This window comes from Acinetobacter pittii, from assembly GCF_034064985.1.
Taxonomy (GTDB): Bacteria; Pseudomonadota; Gammaproteobacteria; order Pseudomonadales; family Moraxellaceae; genus Acinetobacter; species Acinetobacter pittii_H.
Genome location: NZ_CP139249.1, coordinates 147,659 through 169,545 on the forward strand (window position 1 = coordinate 147,659; position 21,887 = coordinate 169,545).

Here is a 21,887-nt window from a genome sequence, read left to right on the forward strand (position 1 = left end):
GGCTATAATGCCGTTAAAGCTGTGTAAGAAAAATACTCAAAAACGACATATGCTGTAAGCGAAAACGACAATGTAAGTGAACGGTTGTTCACTTACTCTTGAATTTTATAGTCGATAATAACGGGCGCATGGTCGCTAAACCATTGATCTTTATAAACCCAAGCATTAATTGTACGTGCTTTCCAGTCTGGCGAGCATGCATGGTAGTCAATACGCCACCCTACATTTTTTGCACGAGCTTGACCGCGATTTGACCACCATGAATACAGTTCCGCTTCTGTTCTTACAACACGGAAAGTATCGACATAGCCAAGTTCATCATAAATATGGTCAAGCCAAGCACGTTCATGTGGTAAACAACCAGATGATTTCTGGTTACCTGACCAGTTTTTGATATCAATACGTTTATGAACAATGTTGTAGTCACCACAAATGATGACTGACTTGTTTTCATCACGCCATTGTTTCAGGATTTTTGCGTATTCACCTAAAAATAAATCTTTACGTGCTTGCGCTTCTTCACCACTTGAGCCCGAAGGTAAGTATAATGATGCAATATGTACCGGATGTGACAAACCTAAATCGAATTCCGCAGAAATAAAGCGGCCTTGACTGTCAGCTAACTCAAACCCTAAACCATCTTTAACAGAGACAAAGGGTAGGCGGCTATATATTGCAGTCCCCGCATAACCTGCACGCTCTGCTGGAAAGAGATGGGTATGCCATCCTTCGGGTCTAAATTTTTCAGTCCATTGTTCATGGGTAATGCGGCTTTCCTGCATGCATACGACATCGGCATCTGATTGTTCTAACCATTCAAGTAAGCCTTTCGTTACTGAAGAACGTAAGCCATTTACGTTAATGGAAACGACTCGAAGAATTTTTACATCACTTGGATACTGATCCTTTGGTATCATGCGAAAATTTAACCTCAATTGTGAATTTGGAGCACCTCATGACAACGCCTGTGTCATTTCACCCGCAAGCATTTATCGAACTCGCATTATCACGCGGTGTGCTTAAATTTGGTGAGTTTACTTTAAAATCTGGACGCGTGAGTCCTTATTTTTTTAATGCAGGCCTACTCAACGATGGTGAAGCTTTATCTCTTTTAGCACAAGGCTATGCCGATAAATTAACACAATGTGAAAATGTTGATGTGATTTTTGGACCAGCTTATAAAGGTATTCCATTTGTAGCTGCGACTGCTGTTGCTTTGTCTCAAGTCCATAACAAAAGCGTGCCATGGGGCTTTAACCGTAAAGAAGCGAAAGATCATGGTGAAGGCGGTGTTCTAGTTGGTGCTGCGGTTGAAGGTAAAAAGGTCTGGATTATTGATGACGTAATTACCGCAGGTACAGCGATTCGTGAAGTTGTAACGATTTTGAAAAATGCTGGCGCAACTATTGCAGGTGTTTTGGTGGCATTAGATCGTCAAGAACGTGGTCAAGGTGAGCTTTCTGCAATTCAAGAAGTTCAAAAAGAATTAGAAATTCCTGTACACGCACTGATTACCATGAAAGATTTAATGGATTATTTAGAGGCGAAAGGCGAAAAAGAAGCGCTAGCGAACATGCAAGCTTATCGCGAAAAATATGGTATCTAAGAGTTAGGTATGTAAAAGGAAGCTAAGGCTTCCTTTTACATAATTTAATTATTGATTTGATCTAATTAATGACATTGGTTAAATGATAGTTGGGGGCGTTAAAAATTATAAAAAACCGTTCTAATGCGCTGAAACCTAGAACGGATTAGAATAAGATTATAATGTTAAAATAAAAATTTAAAGTATTTCGTATAACTCGTATTATGTTAATTTTAGAAATATTTAATAGCTGGGAATAATATGACTAAACAGCCAAAGTGGATAATACGGGGCAAAAGCATCAAACAATTAATTAAAGAATTAGAATCTTTTGAAGATCAAAATTTATTAGTTGAGCTATCTTTTGATGATGGAGAAACATCTAAACCTATAAGCTTAGTTAGTAAAATTGATGGAAAATGTATGTTACTGAACTGTGAAAACTCAACAGAGTAACTCCTCCATTTAATATAATGGGACATTATGCGAAATCCTCTAATTTTATTTATTTAAAATTTTTTACACCCCACTTCTTACCAATGCCATGCCCAACTTGTCTTATTGTCCTTGTTCAGTCATCACCAAAGGCGAAAAAGAAGCGCTAGCGAACATGCAAGCTTATCGCGAGAAATACGGTATCTAAAAATAAAAAGGCATACTTCTAAATAAGGGTATGCCTTTTTAATATTTACTTAGAACTGATAATTCAAACGCAATAATACATTACGTGGTGTGCCTGGCATACTGTCTGAACGCCAGTACTCTTTATTAGTCAAATTATTCACTGCAAGCGTGACATTCCACGGATCTGCACTATAGCCAATCGCTGCATCGACACGATTAAAGCCTTCCATTTTTACTTGATTATTAATATTTGGATAATAAGACCCGACATAAGTCACGCCCACCTCGGTATACCACTGTTCGGTTGGTAAATAACGAACAAATAAATTACCAGTATTCTTAGATGTGTTTGCTAAATAATTACCTTCTTGTTCAGGCTTTTGTTTGTCTTCTTTTACCTTGGCGTCGGTATAACCATAACCACCGCGAACAAAGACGTTATCAAGTACGCGACCAATAAAACTAAATTCAAGACCACGAGATTGATGCTGACCAGCAGTTGCCCATACATCTGGTTGTTCATTAGGATTTGGTTTATAGCGGATATTATTTTTACGAATATCAAAAACAGAAAATTGAGTATTTAAACGATTATCTAACCATTCACTTTTTACACCCACTTCATATTGCTCGTTATATTGAGGCTCTTTATCCATTTTTGTGACATCGGTGTTTCCAGTAACTTGGTTAACACCCATTTGTCCGCCAAATGGAGCAAAGCTTTTAGAGTAAGACGTATAAAAGCTATGTTCAGGAAGCGGTTGCCATACCAAACCAACATTTGGGCTAAAGCTGCCATCTTTTACATTACGGTGTTCTTTTGTCAGCTTATTGGTGGTTGAAAAGTCGAAGTAATCGTAGCGGAGTCCCATCATAAGTTTAAGTTGGTCATTTAGACCAATTAAATCTTGAATAAATACGCCGTAAGTTGTGCCTTCATTATAGTTATGCTGACTAATCTTTAATGGGCCATTGCCACGACTGTACTCTCGTTCACCAGTGATTGGATTAACGTAACCATAAATGGCCGACCCATTTTGAGTTTTATTGGCTAGACGTGGCTCTCGTTGTTCATAAGTCCAGTCTGTACCAACCATAATTTGGTGTTCAAGCTGGCCTGTCTTGAACTTTCCTTTAATATCAAATGTATTGGTTGTGGTCTTATTGCTGGTTTGTTGCCAGTAGTAAATTTGGTCGATGTAACCTTTTTTTGTACAAGCCTCATTCTTTGAGTTTTTTCCATCTAAACCACAATAATTTCCAAAATAAAAGTGGTCAAAGTTCTGTTCTGCTTGTCGGTAACTTGCCGCCCAGTGGAAGTTCCAATCAGGCGCATATTCATAATTCACATCGGTACGAACGACTTGCAAAATATCATCAACATAATCACCGTCTTGGGCAAATCCCATTTTAATAGAAGTTCCCGCAGGCAAGTTGTCACGTGTTGGTCCACGGTCAGGTACACGATTTAATTTGTCATAGGTATATTGTGTGGTCCAGGTCAGCTTTCCATCGTCATTCTTATAGGTAAAGCTTGGGGAAAACATCTCAATCTTATTTTCAATACCAGAGCGGAAGCTGCCTGCCTCGCCATATTCTCCAGTCAAACGCACTGCTAAATTGTCATTAAGTACTTGGTTGATGTCAGCGGTTGTTCCGTAGTTATTGTATGAACCCGCATATGCGCCAACTGAACTTTTAGAGTCAAAATTGGCGAATTTACTCACCATATTTACAACCCCGCCGCCAGCACTACGGCCATATAAAACCGAAGCAGGGCCTTTTAAAATTTCTATACGTTCGATATTGGCTGTACTGCGGCGTACTTGTCCGCTTTCGCGTATGCCATCACGGTAAATATCACCTGTGTCAGCACCAAAACCACGAATCGTGATCCCATCGCCGCGCATATCGTAACTGGTTGATACCCCTGGTGTACCTTGCAGCATGACGCTTAAGTCATTCGATCCATAAATTTTATATTTCTGAACATCAATGGTATCAACGGTTTGAGGGATATCTTTTTTATCTAAACCATTACGAGTGACATTGGCCTTGTCATAATCGATATAGCTTTTAATCGGGTCGAGCTCACTCATGGCCTCGATTTTTATGGTTGGCATGGTGGCTGCGGCTTTTGATGAGGAGCCAATCAATTCCTCGGCGTTAGCACCTTGAATATTTAAAATCATTAAACTGAGTAAGCTGAGCGGGAATGAACCCTTAATTTGGGGAGATGATATAGAAATTCTTAACATAAAAATAAAATCAATTAACAAAAATAAAAGTATAAATGATAATTATAATCATTTAATTGTTTAGAATAAAAGAACTATTAACTTAAAAAATGGCATATTTATTTTTTATTAACTGATTTTTAAGAAGTTAATTAGAAAATTAAAGGACTTGTTGGGTTGACTCATTAGTTTTTCTTGTTAATTAGGTTTTAGAGGGGGCTTTTTATTGATAAAAATGCCCCTCTAAAATCACGCATTATTTTTGAGAACATCTAAAATATCCATTTCTGGATCATAATTTTCATCAATTGTTTTGCAAATCGCTTGGCCTACAATAACTTGAGAGCCATTAAAAGTCATAGTAGGTGCTTCATAGAGCTCCCAACCATGATTAAGTGCTTTAGTCACTCGTGCACAAAAAGCAGAGTCATCAGGTCCGGTTAAATAGCGATAAAGTTTCATCTTTAGCCTTTAAAAATAATATTTTATGGGAGTAGTTTAACTGAATTTACCTTAATTCAAGATAAAGAAATAACCGATAAGGTTTTACTAAAATTAAGAAAAACGAGTGAAAAATCTCAGCTATACTCATGCTAATTTAAATTTTAAGAAGAGCTTGAGCATGCGTGTACTTGTCGTCATGGATCCGATTGAAACCGTAAATCTGAAAAAGGATTCAACCATGGCAATGTTGTGGGCGGCGAGCCGTCGTGGACATGAGTTAGGTTATGCATTACAACAAGATTTATATATCGATCAAGGTAAGGCTTACGGTCTCATCTCTCCGTTAAAAGTTTTCGAAGATTACAACCATTATTATGAGTTAGGCGAAAAGAAAAAAGAATCTATCGCGGCTTATGATGTTGTCCTTATGCGTAAAGATCCGCCTTTTGACATGAACTTTGTCTACACAACTTATGTGCTTGAACAAGCCGAGCGTGAAGGTTCATGGATTATTAATAAGCCCCAATCACTGCGTGACTGCAATGAAAAATTGTTTGCTACGCAATTTCCTGAATTACAGGTGCCAACACTTGTAACATCGCAGCAGAGTTTGATTCGCGAATTTATTACCGAGCACGGTGATGTGATCGTTAAGCCACTTGATGGTATGGGTGGTATGGGTATTTTCCGTTTATACCAAGACGGTGTAAATATTGGTTCTACCTTAGAAATGCTTACGGAATTAGGTACCCGCCCAATTATGGCTCAGCGTTATATTCCTGAAATTGTAGAAGGGGATAAACGAATTTTAATGGTAAATGGCGAGCCTATTCCTTACTGTCTGGCACGTATTCCGCAAAATGGTGAAGTACGCGGTAACTTGGCAGCTGGTGGCTTAGGTCAAGCGCGTCCACTCACAGAAAATGACAAACTCATTGCTGCTAAAGTTGGTCCTTTCTTACGTGAAAAAGGTTTGGTATTTGTAGGTCTTGATGTAATTGGGAATTATGTCACTGAAATTAATGTGACAAGCCCAACTTGTATTCGTGAAATTGATGCGCAATTTGGTACATCAATTGCCGATGACCTATTTGATGTATTAGAAGCCGGTCGTCCAGCATAAGGGTCTAGTTCGGGCGGTTTCCTAAGCTTATTATTGGAAATCACCCGAAAATATATGAATTAATAAAATCACAATATGAAATACGCTAGCGCTTTGTAGGCATATTTTCAAAAAAGCACATCTTTCTGTTATAAACGAGTGAAATTCGCTTTTCGTTAATGAAGCTTTAGGATTAAAATAAACGGCTACAAAAATAGATGACAATTTCCATTGTTTTTTGAGTTGAAGAATTAGACCGTGACCGATTCACAGCAAAGCAAACCTAAACATGTCATGATGATGGCTGCCGGTACTGGTGGACATGTTTTTCCAGCCCTCGCCGTAGCCAAACAACTTCAACAACAAGGTTGTCAAGTTTCATGGTTAGCCACGCCAACAGGTATGGAAAATCGTTTATTAAAAGATCAAAATATTCCAATTTATCAAATTGATATTCAAGGTGTGCGTGGAAACGGAGTGATCCGTAAACTTGCTGCACCTTTTAAAATTTTAAAAGCAACTTTTAGTGCAATGCGCTATATGAAACAGCTTAAAGTGGATGCTGTTGCAGGCTTTGGGGGATATGTGGCAGGCCCGGGTGGGCTAGCAGCGCGTTTATTAGGTATTCCTGTTCTCATCCATGAGCAAAATGCGGTTGCAGGATTTACCAATGCACAGTTATCCCGTGTTGCTAAAGTGGTATGTGAAGCGTTTCCAAATACATTTCCTGCTAGCGAAAAAGTAGTGACAACCGGCAATCCGGTACGTCGTGAAATCACTGATATCTTAAGTCCAAAGTGGCGCTATGATGAACGCGAGCAAGCGGGTAAGCCGTTAAATATTTTAATTGTGGGCGGCTCTTTAGGTGCAAAAGCACTGAATGAACGCTTACCTCCGGCATTAAAACAACTTGAAGTTCCACTGAATATTTTCCATCAATGTGGTCAGCAACAGGTTGAAGCAACTCAAGCTTTGTACGCAGACGTACCAGCAAATTTGACCGTACAGGTTTTGCCGTTTATTGAAGATATGGCGAAAGCTTATAGCGAAGCAGACCTGATTATTTGCCGTGCTGGTGCTTTAACTGTGACAGAAGTAGCAACAGCTGGTGTTGCAGCAGTTTTTGTACCGCTTCCTATTGCGGTGGATGACCACCAAACTGCAAATGCCAAATTTCTGGCCGATGTCGGTGCTGCAAAAATTTGCCAGCAATCGACTATGACACCAGAAGTTTTAAATCAATTGTTTACTACGCTGATGAATCGCCAATTACTTACAGAAATGGCAGTGAAAGCGCGTCAACATGCCCAACCAAATGCAACTCAGCATGTGGTTGATCTTATCCAAAAAATGTAATCGGATTTACTATGTCTCCATCAACAGCTGCGAACCAAGCAAAAAAACTGATTAAAGTGCCTGAAATGCGCCGTATCAAACACATTCATTTTGTGGGGATCGGTGGCGCTGGGATGTGTGGCATTGCAGAGGTATTGGGCAACCAAGGCTATAAAATTTCCGGTTCAGACATTAAAGCGTCTAAAACTACAGAACAATTAGAGAAAAATGGCATCAAAGTTTATATTGGCCATCAACCGGAAAATATTAAAAATGCCAATGTGCTTGTAGTTTCTACAGCAATTGATCCAGAAAATCCGGAAATTAAAGCTGCAATTGAACAGCGTGTTCCAATTGTACGTCGTGCAGAAATGCTAGGTGAGCTTATGCGTTACCGTCACGGTATTGCTGTGGCTGGTACACATGGTAAAACTACAACCACAAGTCTTTTGACGACAATGTTGGCGGAAGAAAACCTTGATCCAACTTATGTTATTGGCGGCTTACTTAACAGTACAGGCGTAAATGCGGCTTTAGGTGAAAGCCGTTTTATCGTAGCTGAAGCTGATGAATCGGATGCATCTTTCCTTTATTTGCAACCAATGGCAGCGATTGTAACCAATATCGATGCTGACCATATGGACACCTATGAAGGTAGTTTTGATAAATTAAAAGATACGTTTGTACAGTTCCTTCATAACTTACCATTTTATGGTTTGGCTGTAGTTTGTGGTGATGATGCGAACATTCGTGAAATTTTGCCGCGTGTAGGCCGTCCGGTTATTACTTATGGTTTTAATGAAGATAATGACATTCGTGCAGTTGATATTGAACAAGATGGTATGCAATCGCACTTCACTGTGTTGCGTAAAGGTCGTGAACCATTGCGTTTAACAATTAATCAACCAGGCTTACATAATGTTTTAAATGCCTTAGCAGCAATTGGTGTTGCAACAGATGAAGGTGTTTCTGATGATGCAATTAGCCGTGCATTAGAAGGATTTAGTGGTGTAGGTCGCCGCTTCCAAGTGCAAGGTGAATTTGAACTTGCTGATGGCAACGTTAAGTTAGTTGATGACTATGGACATCATCCGAAAGAAGTAGAAGCAACTATTAAAGCTGCTCGCCAAAGCCATCCGGATCGTCGTTTGGTTATGTTGTTCCAACCACACCGTTACTCTCGTACTCGCGATTGTTTTGATGACTTCATTGAAGTGCTCTCTCAAGTCGACCAATTATTATTATTGGAAGTTTACCCAGCTGGTGAAAAACCTATTGTGGGTGCAGACAGCCGTACTTTAGCGCGTAGTATTCGTTTACGTGGACAAGTAGAGCCGATTTTGGTCGATCCGGTTGAAGGTAATTTGCAAAACATCATGCAAAATGTGTTACAACCAAATGACTTGTTATTAACACAAGGTGCGGGTAACGTGGGAGCAATTTCAGTAGAACTTGCACAACACCATTTGTATGTGAAATAAACAAAAAGTATTGAATAATCGGGTTAAGGATTTAAACGTGTCAAATGCTACAAAATTCGGCAAAGTTGCCGTGTTGTTTGGTGGGAAATCGGCTGAGCGTGCTGTGTCTTTGGATAGTGGTCAGGCAGTTTTGGACGCTTTGTTACGTTCAGGTGTTCAGGCTGAAGCATTTGATCCACAAGACCGCAGTGTGACTGAACTTGTAAATTATGATCGTGCATTTATTGTATTGCATGGTCGCGGCGGTGAAGATGGCCAAATTCAAGGTGTGCTTGAATGGTTAAATCTGCCTTATACAGGAACAGGCGTGCAAGGTTCTGCTATTGGCATGGATAAAGTTAAAACCAAGCAAATCTGGCAAGGTAGCGATTTACCTACAGCGCCATATCGTATTATTACTAAAGAAACAGATTTAGATGCGGTGATTGCTGAGTTAGGTTTACCTGTCATTATTAAACCTGTACATGAAGGCTCAAGTGTCGGCATGAGTAAGGTTGAGAAAGCAGAAGACTTTGCAGCAGCAATTGAAAAAGCGACTCAGCACGATGCTGTGGTGATGGCAGAAAAATGGATCACTGGTCGTGAATTCACAATTTCATTCCTCAATGGGCAGCCTTTGCCGGTTATTCGTTTGCAACCACCAGCAGATGTAGCTTTCTACGACTATGAAGCGAAATATCAACGTAATGATGTAGAGTATGGTATTCCTTGTGGTCTCAGTGAGGCTGAAGAGAAAAACCTACAAGCATTGTGTTTACGTGCTTTTCAGGCGGTGGGTGCAGAAGGCTGGGGTCGTATTGATGCGATGCAGGATGAGCAAGGTAATTTCTGGCTTTTAGAAGTAAACACTGTTCCAGGTATGACCAGTCACTCTTTAGTTCCAAAAGCTGCTAAAGCGGTTGGTTATAGCTTTGATGAATTGTGTGTTGCGATTCTTGAGCAAACATTGGAAGGTACGGCTTAAATATGGCACAACTTCCGGCTTCCATGCGCCGTAAACGTGCGGCCATCACCTCTATTCATGATAAACCGCCTACGCGTAAGCAGAAACTTGCGAATGCTGGTGGATGGGTGCTGTTGGTTATTGCTTTTGTAGTGCTGGCAGTCGGGATTTATGGGTTATATAAAGTTATTACAGATGCAACAGTTGCAAAACTAGAAGTTGTAGGTTCAGCATCTTCTGTTGAAACCCAACAAGTGATGCAACATGTTGCTCCAATTATAAAAGCAAATTATTTCACATCTGATTTAGAGCAGATTCGTGACAAAACATTAGAAATTTCATGGGTAGACCGAGTTGTTGTATCTCGTGCTTGGCCCAATGGTATTCGTGTTCGTGTCATGCCTCGACATGCTATCGCCCGTTGGGGAACAGGTCGCTTGTTAAGCGATGGAGGCGATGTATTTAGTGAGGCGGAGCCAACAATTCATCCTGAACTTCCGTTGCTTCATGGGCCGGTAAGTCAGTCAAAAATGATGATGCGACGCTATAATGAAATTAATCAATTATTCCATCCTGTCAATTTACGCTTAAAAGAGTTATATCTGACTGAGCGAATGACTTGGTTTATGCAGTTTGACTCTGGTTTACGCATTATTGTTGACCAAGATCAAACAATGAATAAGTTGCAACGTTTAAGTCATTTGGCACAATCTGACTTAAAACAAGTGTGGCCGAAAATCTCAGCCATTGATTTGCGATATCGTAATGGATTATCTATTCAATGGAAGAACGCAACACCACCTAAAATTGTGAATGGTCAGTTTGTTGTAACGATTGATGACACAAGCATTGCAGGTGGAACAAAAGCAAAGCCATAATACGTGGCTTTAAAATAGGCAATTTGCCTGGTATTAAACAACAAAGAAATGGTATGAGTGATGAGTGAAGCTGTTCCCTCAGTTGTTGCGATTGACATTGGGACGCATAAAGTTTCAGTTTTGATTGGAAAAATTCATGCGCCGGATAACATTCAAGTTATCGGTATGGCAACTGCTCGCAATCGAGGCATGAATAAAGGAAAAATTGTAAGCCTCGATAAAGTCATTGCTGCGATTAAAAATGCTGTTGCAGAAGCGGAAAATATGGCCGAATGTCGCATTCATAGCGCCTGGGTATCTATTCCGAGTACCGAGCTGCAAAGCTTTTATGCCTCTGGTCGCACACCAGTATCTAATCCAGCACATGTGATTACAACAAATGAAGTTGTGCGCGCGTTAGAATTGGCAAAAGCAAGTCATGTGACTTCGGATTACTATTTAGCAAGTGCAGTGCCGTTAGGTTTTGAATTGGGTGATTCTGCTGAATGGGTGCAGAATCCAATTAATATGACTGCCCATAGTATGACTGGACATTATCAGTTAATGATGATGCCTATAGCGACTATGCAAAACCTTGATCGTGCCATGAAAGGTGCAAATATCGGGGTTGAAAAAATGGTGGTGTCTTGTCTGGCAACCGCTGAGGCAAGCTTGCTGAAAGATGAAAAAGAGTACGGTGTTTGTCTGGTTGATATTGGCGCAGGCATTACCAATCTTGCAGTTTATCTTGATGGACGTTTAGCTCTGGCGCGTACATTGCAACGTGGTGGTGAGCATGTCACACGTGATATTGCTGCTGTATTGCAAACTACGACAGAAGAAGCTGAACGAATTAAAATTCTACATGGTTGCGTCGATTTAAGTGCTGTTAAGCCAGATCACATGATTCAAGTAGAAGGAATTGATGGCCCTCAAACCATTAGCCGGATTGAGTTGTCAGAAATTATTATTGCCCGTTATGAAGAGATCTTTAGCCAGATTCGCGATGAACTCGAACAAAGCGGTGCAATTCATGGTTTATACCATGGGGTAGTATTGACAGGGGATGCTTGTCAAATAGAAGGTATGGTGAGTTTAGCTCGTCGTATGTTGGGTGTATCTGCACATTTGGGTAATCCGCCGTTACAGGTTTATGCTGATGATCAACATCAAGCAGCCTTACGTCGTTCTATGTATGCAACAGCAGCTGGTTTGCTCATGTTTAGCCAAAGTGAGTTGCAAGATGCTGTTGAAGAGCCTGAAGAGGCAAATGACCGTTCGGTATGGGAACGAATGGTAAATGGCTGGAATGCGTTTAATAGCAAGTTAAAAGCCATTTTTTAGGATGTATGTATTTATTGGTAGAATTGTTAGGAAGTTGTAAGAGAAAACCGCTGTACTTGACAAGGTTGGTATTGCACAGCATTCTTAAAATTAGTTATTTTTGAAAATCAAGGCAGTATACGGGCTGAAGTGACTGCCATAATGTATTAGGAACCCTAAAGGTCATGGCCTCATTTGAATTTATAGAAGATGAACTAAACGATGGCAACGGTCAAGCCCGTTTCACTGTATTTGGTGTAGGTGGTGGTGGCGGTAATGCCGTTCAACATATGGTGCAGTCTGATATTCAAGGTGTTAAATTCGTTTGTGCCAATACAGACAAACAAGCACTGGACTGTATGAATGCACCTTTCAAAATTCAGTTAGGCGAGCAAAGTACACGTGGTCTAGGTGCTGGTGCTAACCCTGAAGTAGGGCAAGTTGCAGCAGAAGAAAGCCGTGAAATCATTCGTCACCACCTTGAAGGTACCGATATGGTTTTCGTTACCGCTGGTATGGGTGGTGGTACAGGTACTGGTGCAGCGCCTGTTGTGGCTGAAGTTGCTAAAGAAATGGGTATTTTGACCGTTGGCGTAGTTACAACTCCATTTAACTTTGAAGGCCGTCGTCGTTTAAAATCTGCTGAACGCGGTATTGAAGCACTTGAAGCACATGTTGATTCATTGATTATTATCCCTAACCAACGCTTATTGAGCGTATATGGTGATATTTCAATGAAAGATGCTTATAAAAAAGCTGATGATGTATTGTTAAACGCTGTACGTAGTATCTTTGACTTGGTTGTTAACCGTGGTCACATTAACCTTGACTTCGCCGATTTGAAAACTGCAATGAGCACTCGCGGTTACGCAATGATGGGTGCTGGTTTAGGTCGTGGTGAAGATCGTGCACGTCAAGCTGCTGAACAAGCGATCCGTAGTCCATTACTTGATAATGTTAATATTATTAATGCCAAAGGTGTGTTAATTAACATTACGGGTGGTGATGATATTACGTTACGTGAAACAGAAATCATTACTGATGTTGTGAACCAGATTGTTGACCTTGATGAAGGCGAAATCTTCTACGGGACAGTATTTGATCCAGATGCACGTGATGAATTACGTGTAACAGTGATTGCAACTGGTTTAACTCGTAATGCAGCAGACGCTGAACCGAGAAAGCGTAACACGGTAAGCCATGCATCGAGTCAATCAGCTCAATCTATTGATGAAGATGATGTTCCTGCAATTAATAAGCGTCAAAACGCCGATAATGAAGTCAGTAGCACAGCAAGTTCTACTCCGCGTTCTTCTCCAATGAGTATTCAAGATTACTTGAAAAATCAGCAACGTAAGTAAATTATCGTTAGATTTAATGAAGGGCAGTGTTTAAACACTGCCTTTTTTTATTTTTGATCAATGACTAAATATGCTAACGTATAGCGGTTTTAAAAAAGAAGTTACAAAGCATGGTGAAACAGCGTACTCTCAATCGTGTGGTAAAAGCGAGTGGAATAGGTCTTCATAGCGGTCAAAAAGTGATGATCAATTTCATTCCACATACCGTGGATGGAGGTATTGTATTTCGCCGTATCGATTTGGATCCGCCAGTCGATATCCCTGCTAATGCATTGCTCATCCAAGAAGCTTTTATGTGCTCCAACTTGGTAACCGGAGATATAAAAGTAGGCACAATTGAGCATGTAATGAGTGCAATTGCAGGTTTAGGAATTGATAACCTGATTGTTGAAGTATCTGCTTCTGAAGTTCCAATTATGGATGGTAGTGCCGGTCCATTTATTTACCTTTTAATGCAAGGTGGATTACGTGAACTAGATGCACCGAAAAAATTTATAAGAATATTAAAACCAGTTGAAGCACTGATTGATGATAAGAAAGCAATTTTCAGTCCTCATAATGGTTTTCAATTAAATTTCACGATTGATTTTGACCATCCGGCGTTTGCCAAAGAATATCAATCCGCGACGATTGACTTTTCGACAGAAACTTTTGTTTATGAAGTTAGTGAAGCACGTACATTTGGTTTCATGAAAGATCTAGATTATCTGAAAGCAAACAATTTAGCGCTAGGCGCAAGTTTGGATAATGCGATTGGTGTAGATGATACAGGGGTCGTCAACGAAGAAGGCTTACGTTTCGCCGATGAATTTGTTAGACATAAGATTTTAGATGCAGTTGGTGATTTGTATTTGCTTGGTCATCAAATTATTGCCAAGTTTGATGGCTATAAATCAGGACATGCTTTAAATAATCAGTTGTTACGCAATGTTCAAAGTGATCCGAGTAGTTATGAAATTGTAACATTTGATGACGAGAATCAGTGTCCAATTCCATATGTCAGCGTGACATAAGTCATTGTCTTTACTTGGCTATGTTATAATGTAACATTTAAAAGTGTGATTATAATCACATAATAAGAACGATTCTAATTAAGAAATAGAAAGCTGATCATTTTTTATTGCTTGCCAAACGTAGTAAAGCTTGGCTAAGCTTAGGGTCGCTCACGAAGTCGGCTGCACTACGTAACATTTCTTGTGTTTCCGGGGGGATGGGTTTAGAGGGCTCAGATGAGGGTGTATTGGGAGTGTTTTTATTTCTCAAGCGAACCTGAATTCTTTGTAAGTCTTTCAACCCTTCAAGTTGAGATAATTTAGATACATATTGGTTCTGTAAGTAACTGAGTTGACTGATCATCGCTTGATTTTCACCAGTAATGATTAAAGAACCATTTTGATAACACACGACCTGCCATTGTTCCGGTTGGGGTAATAAGGGTTGGATAATTTTCGTAAGTCTTTGCCATTGCGCGACTTGCGTTGTTAGAAACGTAAGGTTTCCTGTTTTTATGTGTTTTCCGGTTTGTTGAAAAACGTTATCGGGTTTAGACATGTTCATTCTCGGATGGATTATTGTCTTCATCTTAAGCGTTCATTTCAATCGATATCAAGGAAGAGATCATAAGGAACTTGAGTAAGAACAGTTTCAAGAGGTTTTTATGCACACGCGTCGTATTTTATTAGCGTTTTCACTTGCCGCTTCGGCAGCATCAGTTGCTTTTGCAGATTATCAAACAATTAACCAATCTACTGACTCAGATCGATTGGAACAGCTATCAAAAACATTATCTCAAGGTTCATATACTCATCCTGACGATTTAGATCTTCCGGCGAGTGCGAAAGTTTCAGTGACCTTACGCCAAAAAACAGTTGAACTCAACAATGAGTCGCTTGCAAAGAAGTACGGTAATGCGACTGCAAAGAATTCTTTTAATGCCTCTTCTTCAAATTCTTACTCTTGGTTAGTTTCTCATCCTCTTCCTGATACTGTACGAGTTTCTTCAAACTTTGGTGGTCGCACCATGGGTGGTCGTGCAGAACATCATGGTGGTTTAGATATGGCTGCTCCGAGTGGCACACCAATCTATGCTACAGGCCCAGGTATCGTAACTAAATCTGGTTGGGGCACTGGCTATGGTCAATATGTTGAAATTAACCACGGCAATGGTTACTTAACGCGTTACGCTCATGCTTCACGTTTAATGGTTCGTGTAGGCGACCAAGTGTCAGCAGGCGAGCATATTGCTAATGTAGGTTGTACAGGTCGTTGTACTGGCCCACATTTACATTATGAAGTAGTGAAAGATGGTCAACGTAAGAACCCAACGACTTACTTAGCGATGCTTCCATAAAACATAGTTAAAAAAGTAAGGTTATTAAATTTATGAATCTAAAACTAAGCTAAACCTTTTTTAACGTAAAGATTGTATAAAAAAACGCCATTATTGGCGTTTTTTTGTTATTTTGTTTAATGCTCGGTCAATGACTATTCATTCAGAAAATAATAGAGCCCCCTCACATTCACCCGAGGCAATAACTTGAAAGGGGTAAAACGTGGTAAAAATACAAAGTAGATTAGAGAACAAGGAACAGGTGAATTATGGCGTTTTACGGTGACTCCGACGCACAAGAAACCCAAGAATGGCAAGATGCATTCGATTCAGTTTTACAACATATGGGAACTGAACGAGCGGCATTCTTGTTGGAAAAACTTTACCAACAAGCAATTGCTAAGCATGTTCCAATTCAACGTCTCAATACACCTTACTTAAATACAATTTCTGTTGAAGAACAACCTGCAATGCCAGGCGACCAAGATATGGAACGCCGTATTCGTGCATTGATTCGTTGGAATGCCTTAGCAATGGTACTTCGTGCGAATAAAACAGGTGATGATTTAGGTGGACACTTGGCGAGCTTCGCATCAAGTGCAACATTATATGACGTAGGTTTTAACCATTTCTTCCGCGCAAACAGCAATAATTTTGGCGGAGATATGATTTATTACCAAGGACACTGTGCTCCTGGTATTTATGCACGTTCATTCCTTGAAGGACGTTTAACTGAAGAACAGTTAAGTAATTTCCGCCGTGAAGTTGGCGGTAACGGTTTACCAAGCTATCCACATCCATATTTAATGCCTGACTATTGGCAATTCCCAACCGTATCAATGGGTCTTGGTCCAATCATGTCAATTTATCAAGCGCACATTCAAAAATATTTGATGAACCGCGGCTTGATCAAAGAAGAAGATCGTAAAGTTTGGGCTTATCTTGGCGACGGTGAGATGGATGAGCCAGAAAGTACTGGTGCAATTTCACTTGCTGGTCGTGAAAAGCTTGATAACCTTATCTGGGTTGTTAACTGTAACTTACAGCGTCTAGATGGTCCGGTACGTGGTAACGGTAAAATCATTCAAGAGTTAGAATCTTTATTCCGTGGCGCAGGCTGGCGTGTAATTAAAGTTGTATGGGGCCGTCATTGGGACCCACTTCTTGCAAAAGACACCTCAGGCGCTTTGAAAGCGGTAATGGAAGAAACAGTTGATGGTGAGTACCAACGCTATCAAGTGAAAGGTGGTGCATATACACGTGAGAAATTCTTTGGCAAGTACCCAGAAGCTGCGGAACTTGTAAAAGATTTAAGCGATGAAGACATCGATAATCTCAACCGTGGTGGTCACGACCCTTACAAAGTGTTTGCTGCATATGCAGAAGCAATGAAAGCCAAAGGTCAACCAACAGTTATTCTTGCGAAAACTGTTAAAGGTTACGGTTTGTCCGAAGAAATTGAAGCGGTGAACAAAACTCACCAAATCAAAAAAATGCAGATCGACTCTTTAAAATATGTACGTGACCGTTTCAACCTTCCATTTACAGACGATAAGTTAGAAGAGCTTCCATTCTACCGCCCAAGTGAAAACTCTCCAGAAATGAAGTATATGAAGGCGCGTCGTGAAGCATTAGGTGGTTACCTACCTGCACGTCGTCGTGAGAGTGAAACTTTAGCGATTCCTGAATTATCTGTATTTGATGCTGTATTAAATGGTTCAGGTGGTAAAGAACAGTCTACCACTATGGTCATGGTTCGTTTAATTGCTTCTTTACTCAAAGAAAAAGCGATTAAAGACCGCGTAGTACCAATCGTTCCAGATGAAGCACGTACTTTTGGTCTAGAAGGTATGTTCCGTCAGCTCGGTATCTATGCCGCTCATGGTCAAAAATATACGCCAGAAGACCAAGAACAGTTAATGCATTACCGTGAAGCAAGTGACGGTCACATGCTTCAAGAAGGGATTAACGAAGCTGGTGCGATGAGTGCATGGGCTGCGTTGGCAACAAGTTATTCAACGAATAACTTGCCAATGATTCCAATGTATATGTACTACTCAATGTTCGGTTTCCAACGTATTGGTGACATTGCGTGGGCAGCTGGTGATGCGCAAGCTCAAGGTTTCTTGTTAGGTGCAACTGCTGGTCGTACAACGTTGAACGGTGAAGGTCTACAGCACCAAGATGGTCATTCGCATATCTTGGCGAACACGATTCCAAACTGTGTATCTTATGATCCATGTTTTGGTTATGAGTTAGCTGTAATCGTACATGACGGTTTAAAACGTATGTATGTGAACCAAGAGCGTGTGTTCTACTACTTAACTGTAATGAACGAAAACTACGAGCATCCTGCAATGCCTGAAGGCGCTGAGGAAGGCATTAAACGTGGTATGTACTTGTTCGAAAAAGATGAAAAAGCAACTGTCCAATTACTTGGTTCAGGTGTGATTCTTCGTGAAGTGATCAAAGCTGCGAAAATCTTACGTGATGAATACCAAATCCATTCAAACGTTTGGAGTGTAACAAGCTTCAATGAGTTGTCACGTGATGGTATGGCATGTGAAGAATATAACCGTTTACACCCACTTTCTGAAGAAGTGAAAGAATCATGGGTATCTAAACAGTTACGTGGTACAGAAGGTATCGTTGTTTCAGCAACTGACCATATGCGTGCTTATAGCGAACAAATCCGTGCTTATCTTCCAGATGGCCGTCCATTTGTTGCATTAGGTACAGATGGATACGGTCGTTCAGATACACGTGCTAACTTACGTAGTTTCTTTGGTGTTGACGCTGCACATATCGTTGTTGCTACTTTGAAAAAATTAGCTGACGAAGGTGAAGTAGATGCACGTTTGGTTAAAGACGCAATTTCTAACTTTGAGTTAGATACTGACCGTCCGGTGGCATGGGCTCCTCAAGCGCATCCAGAAGTTCAAGCAGTTGCTGAATATAATGAAACGCAAACAGGTGAGGGGAACTAAGCATGCAAATTAAGACCCCTGATATTGGTGTAGATAAAGCAGTTGTTGCTGAAATTTTAGTAAAAGTTGGCGACAGCATTGCAGAAAATGACAGCCTTGTTTTGCTTGAGTCAGATAAAGCCTCTGTTGAAGTGCCTAGCACTTCAGCAGGTGTAGTAAAAAGCATCCTAATCAAAGAAGGTGATAGCGTAACTGAAGGTACGGTATTGCTTGAACTTGAAGCTGAAGGAGCTGCACCTGCAGCTCAAGCAGAAGAGGCTCCAAAGACTGCACCAGCAGCTGAACAAACTGCAGCGCCAGCAGCGGCACAACAGTCTACAACGGCAGCTCAACCAGCAACTGCAACAACTAGTCAAGTGGTTGAAGTTCAAGTTCCCGATATTGGTGTTGAAAAAGCACTTGTTGGTGAAATTTTAGTAAAAGTTGGCGAGCAAATCGATGTTGAACAAAGCATCGTTGTGGTTGAGTCTGACAAAGCAACTGTAGAAGTACCAAGCAGTGTTGCAGGTACTGTAGAAAGCATTCAAGTTAAAGAAGGCGATACAGTTAAAGAAGGTGTTGTTCTTATTCAAGTGAAAACAGCAGCTGCATCTAATGCGCAAGCAGAAGCTCCTGGTACTACACCAGCTCCAGCTGCGGTAGCAGAACCGATTGCTGCAAAGCAAGAAACTGTGGCAGCGGCTCCAGCTCAGTCTGGTTCAGTTGATATCAATGTTCCTGATTTGGGTGTAGATAAAGCTGTTGTTGCTGAAATCTTGGTTCAAGTTGGTGATAAAGTTGATGTAGACCAAAGCCTTGTTGTTGTTGAGTCAGATAAAGCAACTGTGGAAGTTCCAAGTACTGTTGCTGGTGTTGTGAAAGCAATTCACTTGCAAGCAGGCCAACAAGTTTCACAAGGTGTATTGCTGGCAACAATTGAAGCTGAAGGCCAAGCGCCTGCTGCTGCACCAGCGGCGAAAGCAGAATCAGCTCCAGCTCCACAGGCAGCAGCGCCTAAAGCGGCAACTCCTACTCCGACTCAAGCAGTGTCTGCTCCAGCCTCTTCTGGTAATGATAAATTAACCAAAGAACAAGAAGCCGAAAACGCTAAAGTTTATGCAGGCCCTGCTGTGCGTAAGCTTGCTCGTGAGCTTGGTGTAGTTTTATCTCAAGTTAAGACTTCTGGTGAACATGGTCGTGTTGTTAAAGAAGATATCTTTGCATATGTGAAGACTCGTTTAACTGCACCACAAGCAGCACCTGTTGCTCAAGCTGCTGCAGCGCCAGCTGGATTACCATCATTACCTGACTTTACTGCTTTTGGTGGCGGTGAAGTGAAGCCGATGACTCGTTTACAGCAAGTCTCTGTGCCACAGTTGTCTTTAAACAACTATATTCCACAGGTAACTCAGTTTGATCTTGCTGATATTACTGAGTTAGAAGCTTGGCGTGGTGAGTTAAAAGACGGCTTTAAGAAACAAGGTATTAGCTTAACAATCTTAGCATTCATTGCAAAAGCGTTAGCGCACTTGTTGAAAGAAGAGCCTTATTTTGCAGGCCACTTAGCAGATGATCAGAAATCTGTATTGCTCCGTAATGAAATCCATATGGGTATTGCTGTTGCAACACCAGATGGTTTGACAGTACCAGTACTACGTAATCCTGACCAAAAATCAATTAAGCAAATCGCTATTGAGTTAGGTGAGTTGAGTAAAAAAGCACGTGATAAGAAATTAACACCGAAAGACTTACAAGGTGCGAACTTCACGATCACAAGCTTGGGTTCAATTGGTGGCACATCATTTACACCACTTGTGAACTGGCCACAGGTTGCAATTTTAGGTATTTCACCTGCAACAATGCAGCCTGTTTGGAATGGTAAAGACTTTGATCCACGCTTAATGTTGCCATTGTCGTTGTCTTATGACCACCGTGTAATTAATGGTGCAGATGCTGCTCGCTTTACTAATAAACTTACGAAACTGCTTAAAGATATTCGTACTTTATTAATCTAATATTTTTAAATGAATCATTAAAAACCTCGCTTCGGCGGGGTTTTATTTTGATATTTAATTTAATTGGTTTTAAGTTAATCTAAAGACGAAAAATGAAGTGTCGAGAGAGGAGAAGTTTCTCGTTAGTCGGTAAAGGAGAAAGAATAAATGGTAGGATTTTTAAAAATCATGGTGCCGATTCTATTAATTGTATTTTTATTAATGGGATTGTGGGTGAGTATTTTACACTTTCCTTGGGAATGGATGACTTACGTTGCAATGGGCTTGGAAATATTTGTAGCTATGCTTATTTTGCCATTTGAATTTCAGTCTCAGCACGTAACTGGTATTAATAATTTTGGATTTATTAACTTAAGTATTTGTTTAGCTTTATTATTGGGTTTAGGTCGACTGTTGGTTTGGGCATGGATAAAATTTTTTATTTGAAAAATAGAATTGCTCGAATATAATGAGCACATACTTCATTGGGGAGTAGCCGCTATTCATTTCTAAATGAATAGGTGATGATCAACATAATTGTTCAACAGAACATGGTCATCATAGCTTAAACGTCTCATCGTTTCCGAGTTGGCAAGACCTTTGATTTACCACTCTGCAGATATTTGGCTAGCAGGAGAGGTAGGTCATGGGCATTTATGCTAGCCAGAGAAACGACATGCAAGAATTTCTGATTTCTACTTCAATTGTTGCCCTCGCTGAAATGGGCGATAAAACCCAATTATTGGCCCTTTTACTGTCTGCACGTTTCCGTAAGCCAATCCCTATTCTTATTGCGATTCTTTTAGCGACTCTAATTAATCATGGTATTTCTGCTGTACTTGGACAGTGGATTACGACCGTGTTGAGCCCCGAAATCTTAGTCTGGGTTCTTGCAGCTGGTTTCATTGGTATGGCGTTCTGGATGCTTATTCCAGATAAGCTCGATGATGAAACAGATAGTATTAATAGATGGCAAAAGTTTGGTGTTTTTGGCGCAACCTTTATTCTATTTTTCTTGGCTGAAATTGGCGATAAAACCCAAATAGCAACAGTCGCTTTAGCTGCACGTTACGACAGCATCTTTTGGGTGATGTTAGGTACAACCTTAGGAATGATGATTGCTAATGCACCTGCTGTATTTATTGGTAATAAATTGGCTGAACGTTTATCTATCTCGCTCATTCATAAAATTGGTGCTGCTATTTTCTTAATTGTAGGTATCTCTACTTTAGTACAGCATTATTTCTTTTAACACATTTTAAGCCGCCAAAAAAACGCACTCGAATCGAGTGCGTTTTTTATAGTT

At 40.4% G+C, this 21,887-nt stretch carries 19 protein-coding genes and 1 riboswitch; of the genes, 15 read left to right on the forward strand and 4 right to left on the reverse strand.

Going from position 1 to position 21,887, the window contains the following annotated elements; all coding sequences use genetic code 11:
* Nucleotides 1–92: 92 nt before the first annotated feature.
* Nucleotides 93–917 (reverse strand): exodeoxyribonuclease III, encoded by an 825-nt coding sequence (gene crc / locus SOI76_RS00680; protein WP_002122009.1) that lies wholly within the window; start codon nt 915–917, stop codon nt 93–95.
* A gap of 38 nt (nt 918–955) precedes the next feature.
* Between crc and pyrE the strand changes: the two genes are divergently transcribed.
* Both pyrE and SOI76_RS00690 read left to right on the forward strand, forming a co-directional pair.
* A complete protein-coding gene (gene pyrE / locus SOI76_RS00685) occupies nt 956–1,606 on the forward strand; it encodes an orotate phosphoribosyltransferase (protein ID WP_000211305.1) in 651 nt (216 codons plus the stop codon).
* A 240-nt stretch (nt 1,607–1,846) separates the two neighbouring features.
* Nucleotides 1,847–2,041: a hypothetical protein gene (locus tag SOI76_RS00690; protein WP_104080030.1), complete on the forward strand. Its 195-nt coding sequence runs from the start codon at nt 1,847–1,849 to the stop codon at nt 2,039–2,041.
* A gap of 236 nt (nt 2,042–2,277) precedes the next feature.
* Here SOI76_RS00690 and SOI76_RS00695 read toward each other — a convergent pair whose 3' ends face one another.
* Nucleotides 2,278–4,467 carry a TonB-dependent receptor gene (locus tag SOI76_RS00695; RefSeq protein WP_205668441.1) on the reverse strand — a complete coding sequence of 730 codons (2,190 nt, stop codon included), beginning with the start codon at nt 4,465–4,467 and terminating at the stop codon, nt 2,278–2,280.
* A gap of 228 nt (nt 4,468–4,695) precedes the next feature.
* On the reverse strand, nt 4,696–4,908 hold the full coding sequence (locus SOI76_RS00700) for a DUF1737 domain-containing protein (RefSeq protein ID WP_000781166.1): 213 nt from the start codon (nt 4,906–4,908) through the stop codon (nt 4,696–4,698).
* Between the two features lie 160 nt (nt 4,909–5,068).
* Between SOI76_RS00700 and gshB the strand changes: the two genes are divergently transcribed.
* The 8 genes from gshB to lpxC all read left to right on the forward strand — a co-directional run bounded on the left by gshB (nt 5,069) and on the right by lpxC (nt 14,305).
* On the forward strand, nt 5,069–6,013 hold the full coding sequence (gshB, locus tag SOI76_RS00705; RefSeq protein ID WP_001265491.1) for a glutathione synthase: 945 nt from the start codon (nt 5,069–5,071) through the stop codon (nt 6,011–6,013).
* A gap of 237 nt (nt 6,014–6,250) precedes the next feature.
* Entirely contained in the window at nt 6,251–7,348 is a 1,098-nt protein-coding gene (murG, locus tag SOI76_RS00710; RefSeq protein ID WP_045900539.1) for an undecaprenyldiphospho-muramoylpentapeptide beta-N-acetylglucosaminyltransferase, read from the forward strand.
* An 11-nt stretch (nt 7,349–7,359) separates the two neighbouring features.
* Nucleotides 7,360–8,808, forward strand: a complete 1,449-nt coding sequence (murC, locus tag SOI76_RS00715) for a UDP-N-acetylmuramate--L-alanine ligase (protein ID WP_002122011.1) — start codon at nt 7,360–7,362, stop codon at nt 8,806–8,808.
* A 37-nt stretch (nt 8,809–8,845) separates the two neighbouring features.
* Nucleotides 8,846–9,772, forward strand: a complete 927-nt coding sequence (ddlB, locus tag SOI76_RS00720; protein ID WP_032054508.1) for a D-alanine--D-alanine ligase — start codon at nt 8,846–8,848, stop codon at nt 9,770–9,772.
* A gap of 2 nt (nt 9,773–9,774) precedes the next feature.
* Nucleotides 9,775–10,629 carry a cell division protein FtsQ/DivIB gene (ftsQ, locus tag SOI76_RS00725; protein ID WP_086394796.1) on the forward strand — a complete coding sequence of 285 codons (855 nt, stop codon included), beginning with the start codon at nt 9,775–9,777 and terminating at the stop codon, nt 10,627–10,629.
* A gap of 60 nt (nt 10,630–10,689) precedes the next feature.
* Nucleotides 10,690–11,952 (forward strand): cell division protein FtsA, encoded by a 1,263-nt coding sequence (ftsA, locus tag SOI76_RS00730; RefSeq protein WP_002122057.1) that lies wholly within the window; start codon nt 10,690–10,692, stop codon nt 11,950–11,952.
* A gap of 164 nt (nt 11,953–12,116) precedes the next feature.
* On the forward strand, nt 12,117–13,292 hold the full coding sequence (ftsZ, locus tag SOI76_RS00735) for a cell division protein FtsZ (protein WP_104080031.1): 1,176 nt from the start codon (nt 12,117–12,119) through the stop codon (nt 13,290–13,292).
* Nucleotides 13,293–13,402: 110 nt separating this feature from the next.
* Nucleotides 13,403–14,305, forward strand: a complete 903-nt coding sequence (lpxC, locus tag SOI76_RS00740) for a UDP-3-O-acyl-N-acetylglucosamine deacetylase (protein WP_104080032.1) — start codon at nt 13,403–13,405, stop codon at nt 14,303–14,305.
* Nucleotides 14,306–14,402: 97 nt separating this feature from the next.
* On the opposite strand, the gene SOI76_RS00745 is transcribed toward lpxC, so the two are convergent.
* The gene (locus SOI76_RS00745) at nt 14,403–14,849 is read right to left on the reverse strand and encodes a DciA family protein (protein WP_081039217.1); all 447 of its coding nucleotides are present in this window, start codon (nt 14,847–14,849) and stop codon (nt 14,403–14,405) included.
* Between the two features lie 100 nt (nt 14,850–14,949).
* On the opposite strand from SOI76_RS00745, the gene SOI76_RS00750 reads away from it, so the two are divergent.
* The 5 genes from SOI76_RS00750 (at nt 14,950) to SOI76_RS00770 (ending at nt 21,833) form a co-directional block, all read left to right on the forward strand.
* Nucleotides 14,950–15,642, forward strand: coding sequence for a M23 family metallopeptidase (locus SOI76_RS00750; RefSeq protein ID WP_016142757.1), 693 nt, complete (start codon nt 14,950–14,952; stop codon nt 15,640–15,642).
* Nucleotides 15,643–15,890: 248 nt separating this feature from the next.
* The gene (gene aceE / locus SOI76_RS00755; protein ID WP_104080033.1) at nt 15,891–18,608 is read left to right on the forward strand and encodes a pyruvate dehydrogenase (acetyl-transferring), homodimeric type; all 2,718 of its coding nucleotides are present in this window, start codon (nt 15,891–15,893) and stop codon (nt 18,606–18,608) included.
* Nucleotides 18,609–18,610: 2 nt separating this feature from the next.
* On the forward strand, nt 18,611–20,602 hold the full coding sequence (aceF, locus tag SOI76_RS00760) for a 2-oxo acid dehydrogenase subunit E2 (RefSeq protein ID WP_104080034.1): 1,992 nt from the start codon (nt 18,611–18,613) through the stop codon (nt 20,600–20,602).
* Nucleotides 20,603–20,749: 147 nt separating this feature from the next.
* Nucleotides 20,750–21,028 (forward strand): hypothetical protein, encoded by a 279-nt coding sequence (locus SOI76_RS00765; RefSeq protein ID WP_104080035.1) that lies wholly within the window; start codon nt 20,750–20,752, stop codon nt 21,026–21,028.
* Between the two features lie 28 nt (nt 21,029–21,056).
* Nucleotides 21,057–21,242, forward strand: a riboswitch (yybP-ykoY riboswitch).
* Nucleotides 21,243–21,257: 15 nt separating this feature from the next.
* Entirely contained in the window at nt 21,258–21,833 is a 576-nt protein-coding gene (locus SOI76_RS00770; RefSeq protein ID WP_005804434.1) for a TMEM165/GDT1 family protein, read from the forward strand.
* Nucleotides 21,834–21,887: the final 54 nt, after the last annotated feature.